This is a genomic window from Clostridium sp. CCUG 7971, assembly GCF_017590215.1.
Classification (GTDB): Bacteria; Bacillota; Clostridia; order Peptostreptococcales; family Peptostreptococcaceae; genus Faecalimicrobium.
Map to the genome: position 1 here is coordinate 1 of NZ_JAFFPK010000228.1, position 641 is coordinate 641.

2 protein-coding genes are annotated in these 641 nt (G+C 24.8%); both read left to right on the forward strand.

Annotated features, from left to right (window positions below; genetic code table 11):
- Positions 1-101 precede the first annotated feature (101 nt).
- The gene (locus tag JWF52_RS18940) at positions 102-485 is read left to right on the forward strand and encodes a mechanosensitive ion channel (RefSeq protein ID WP_208335022.1); all 384 of its coding nucleotides are present in this window, start codon (positions 102-104) and stop codon (positions 483-485) included.
- On the forward strand, positions 416-622 hold the full coding sequence (locus tag JWF52_RS19840; protein WP_353654989.1) for a mechanosensitive ion channel domain-containing protein: 207 nt from the start codon (positions 416-418) through the stop codon (positions 620-622). Before JWF52_RS18940 ends, JWF52_RS19840 begins: the two co-directional genes overlap by 70 nt.
- Positions 623-641: the final 19 nt, after the last annotated feature.

Genomic DNA, 641 nt, shown 5'->3' on the forward strand with positions numbered 1-641 from the left:
AATATGTAAATGCATATCTTATTCGTAAACTGAGAATATTAAAATAACTAGATAAGAATTAATAAAAATATCTAAATAATTAGATAAAGGTGAATTTTATTATGTTAGTTAGAATTATAAATTCCATTATAATCATTATATTTTCATATATATTATTGAAGCTTATACAATACTTAATAAATAAGATATTTAAAATTACTAAATTTGATGTAAGATATGAAAACACACTATCTAGTGTATTAATGTCAATATCATACTATATAATATTTACAATTAGTATAATATTGATACTTAGAGAGTTTCAAATAATGGACGTTACAAAATTTGGATCATTAGTTACAGGAGCTAGTATAGTTGGTTTAATAGCTGGGGTAGCATCTCAAAGTATATTAAAAGATATTTTCAATGGTTTTTTATATTATTTGAAAAGCAAGTTCAGGTTGGAGACTTTATTGTACTTAATGAGGAATTTAGAGGTAGAGTAGAAGAAATTGGGCTTAGAAGCATTAGCTTAAGGGATTGGGACTTAAGAAGGATAACTATCGCAAATGGAAATATAGCGAGCATAAGAAATTATAGCAAAAACAAAATGAGAGTAGTAGTACACGTTAGAGTATCTTAATGAAGAAGATCCTATTAAA

Coding starts and splice junctions, on each gene's coding strand:
- JWF52_RS18940 (WP_208335022.1), top strand. CDS start 102: ATGTTAGTTAGAATTATAAATTCCATTATAATCATTATATTTTCATAT.